Below are 3,075 nucleotides of genomic sequence, written 5' to 3' on the forward strand. Positions count from 1 at the left end.
TCTCACTAATCTCTATGTCATGGACATTTTTCACTTCATATTGGATCGCATCGTCTCTACCAAATACTTTAATATCAAAAATTCCAGCTTGTGCAGAGTCAACTCCAATCAGCTTATCGCAAACATACCATTTTCCACTTGGTTTCTTTTCTCCATAAAATACGAATACATTTTTAACCACTTCTTCAGGTGTGTATGATATGGTTGCTGTCCATTTCCCATTTTTCACATTTGAAAGTATGATTTGCAGGTCTTCTTCGTTATCCACCTGATAACATGGATCAGAAACAACTAACTTTCCACTCCCTACTGTAAAAGTACCAACTGTTTTGGGCTTATTAGTATTCACTTTCGGCACATTCCAATCAATAAAAGTGCTTAATGCTAATGCTTTACATCTTAACCCAGTTTTGTCGTTCCAAAGATAAACTTGTTCCTGCATAAATCTTTTTCTAATACGGTAGCAAAGTGTGTCACCATTCATTTTTTCACCAATACAAACCATATCACTCGGTAGATTTTTCGGTCTGTTCTGATTTTGTTTTACAATATCATTTTTAAATGCTGAGCATTCATTAGTTTGAATAGGAAACAAGGTCCAATCACCAAATTTTGCTCCATTCGTTTCTAAAAAGAGTTCCTTGTATTCATCGGGAAAAATAGCACCCAGTTCTTTTTCAGTTTTTTTCAATTCAAGTAACGACACCCCAGCTACCTTCGAACTTGGATTAATCATGTTTATTACTTTCTTCATCTCTTCCTCCTTGATACTTTCCAATTATTAAGATATAAATATTACAAATTAACTATAAGTGTTTTCAATATTTAAAAATAGAATAACGGCATTTCCTTATTGAACTAACCTGCCGCGTTAGCTGAATAAGACGATATAATATTCATTTTGAGACAAACTTCTTCTCAACATTGAAAAATTTTCACATAGGTGGCACCGATTTCACTTGCAATAAAGTTGGATTTTCTAGATATTGATCTTCGTCTCCAAAAGAGTCCATACCTAAATACTTCTTAGCTTTTCGTTCATAAGAAACATCTTCATTAAGTTCTACCATTGGGCTTTCAGTTAAATATAGGAATCGTCCATTATTGTTTCCATTTTCAATCTTCCACCATGAATATTTCTCGATTTTCTCTTCACCAAAGAATTCCACAAATGATTCACTAAAATAATTGCACCAAAAAATCCCAGGAAGTCTCGTTCTTATGGTCCCGGTTACATGTTGACGAAGTTCAGCATTACTTTCAGATATATATCCATAAAACCCATTTGAAACATCGACTGTGTCTTTAAATAATTTTTCAATAACGAAACGGTGGATTTTGAATGTTTGTTTTGTGAAATAGAAGTCAATCGTGTTTATACTCTTTTCATCAGGACAGATCCACCATCTAACTGATAGAGAAAAATTGGGTTTTTTTGACTTCGCAATCAATCCTCCTGCTGTTCCAGTCATGATTCCGACTTCTTCATTGTAGCAACCTGGGCTTTCATCCATCCACATTTCCAAAAATTCTTCTTGTGTAAAAACAGTTTTGAGTGGTTCAAATAATCCCATTTTATCAGGAGTAAATCCAGCTTCAATAACTAGATTTAAAATTGAAAGTGCAGTTTTTTTGTCAGCGATATTCTCTCGAGTATAAATCGTAGCCACAAGGTTTCTCATGGACTTCCTCCTTCATTGAAAGTGAACGCTTACGAATTGAAATTGGTTGTATGTAATTCATTATTTTCTCCTTAAACTTTTGTTTTGATTGCTTTTTAATGGGTCGTTCTTCTTCAACTAAACTGCCCCGTTAGTTCAATAAGAAAAAGGGCTGAATAATCAGCCCGATGATCTTTAACTAAAGCAACCGTTAGTTGAAGAAGGATGTTTATAAAAGTGAATAATATTCTGCAAAATATAAAAATCCAATCTTCCGTACGAGGAAAGTGTCTAACTCCGTTCCAGTAGCTTTTTCAAATGGGGGTTCTGTTAAAGTGTATGTTTTTGCATTTAACGTAGCCAATTTTTTCATATCAAATTTATTATCGATTTTATTATCACTTATTTCTGTTATTAAAGCTTCTTTTGGATAACCAATTAATAATACATGGAACCTTAATGCCATTTTCGGAGATGAATGCAACAATATAAAAATAACGCCTAATATTACTACTATCCTAATTAATTTTTTCAAAATCCCACCCCCCTATATTTTCCCTTTTTGAGATATTATTCTCGAACATACTTTAAAAATCCTTCTTCAACTAACCTGCCCCTTTAGTTCAATAAGAAAAAAGGCTTCACTCCTTATTGAAGTAAAGCATCCGTTAGTTTAAGTACAATTTTTCACAAACTTCGTTAATTATTTACTATATTTTGTTCCCCAAACTTTTCCTTCTTTTTTATTAAAACTAAAATCATATTTACTACACTTAATAATAGAACAACTAAAAACATATAGAAGATAATTGGGTCTCCTCCAGATGGAACTTCATCCGCTATATATCCCGAAATAAACATATTTATCCCCGATACGATACAAGAAACAAATACCAACATACTGACTGAATATCCACTTACAACGGACTTTTTCAATAATATTAAAATTAATGTAACTAACAAACTAAAAATAAAAACACCAATTGAAAATTTTAGATAATAAAAAACATCTACTAACATTAATTCAGCTCCTTTTCAGATTTGACGTTTACATATATTACCAAGTTCCACAATGATAACCCTACTCATTATTTTCATAATTCCTCGAGCAGTTATTCAACTAAACTCCCCCGTTAGTTCAATAAGAAAAAGGGCTGAATAATCAGCCCGATGATCTTTAACTAAAGCACCAGTTAGTTGAATAGTTGAAGTGGAAAGTCATCAATTTAGTTTGTATAGTGGTTCTGCAAGAAAAATATAAAGTTGTTTTAACTTAAATTATTTCCCCATAAAGCATTTAGAAATACCATATATAACGTGAAGAATCCTGTTAATATAGTGAAGCTTAACGGGATAATTCTTAAAGTTTTGTTTTTTCTAATTGTTATTATAAATATAGCAAAAGAAAGGATTG

General features: G+C 32.1%; 4 protein-coding genes. All 4 read right to left on the reverse strand.

Annotation, left to right across the window (positions count from 1 at the left end; all coding sequences use genetic code 11):
* Positions 1-754: SMI1/KNR4 family protein (locus AC1DSL_RS16705; RefSeq protein WP_477533065.1), on the reverse strand; the 754-nt coding region annotated here is incomplete at its 3' end.
* A 181-nt stretch (positions 755-935) separates the two neighbouring features.
* Entirely contained in the window at positions 936-1,682 is a 747-nt protein-coding gene (locus AC1DSL_RS16710; protein ID WP_477533066.1) for a hypothetical protein, read from the reverse strand.
* 208 nt (positions 1,683-1,890) lie between these two features.
* Positions 1,891-2,196: a hypothetical protein gene (locus AC1DSL_RS16715; RefSeq protein ID WP_477533067.1), complete on the reverse strand. Its 306-nt coding sequence runs from the start codon at positions 2,194-2,196 to the stop codon at positions 1,891-1,893.
* A gap of 164 nt (positions 2,197-2,360) precedes the next feature.
* The gene (locus AC1DSL_RS16720) at positions 2,361-2,681 is read right to left on the reverse strand and encodes a hypothetical protein (RefSeq protein ID WP_477533068.1); all 321 of its coding nucleotides are present in this window, start codon (positions 2,679-2,681) and stop codon (positions 2,361-2,363) included.
* Positions 2,682-3,075 lie beyond the last annotated feature (394 nt).

The sequence above is a fragment of the Paenisporosarcina sp. P4_D4 genome (assembly GCF_056401835.1).

Coding starts and splice junctions, on each gene's coding strand:
- AC1DSL_RS16710 (WP_477533066.1), bottom strand. CDS start 1,682: ATGAGAAACCTTGTGGCTACGATTTATACTCGAGAGAATATCGCTGAC.
- AC1DSL_RS16720 (WP_477533068.1), bottom strand. CDS start 2,681: ATGTTAGTAGATGTTTTTTATTATCTAAAATTTTCAATTGGTGTTTTT.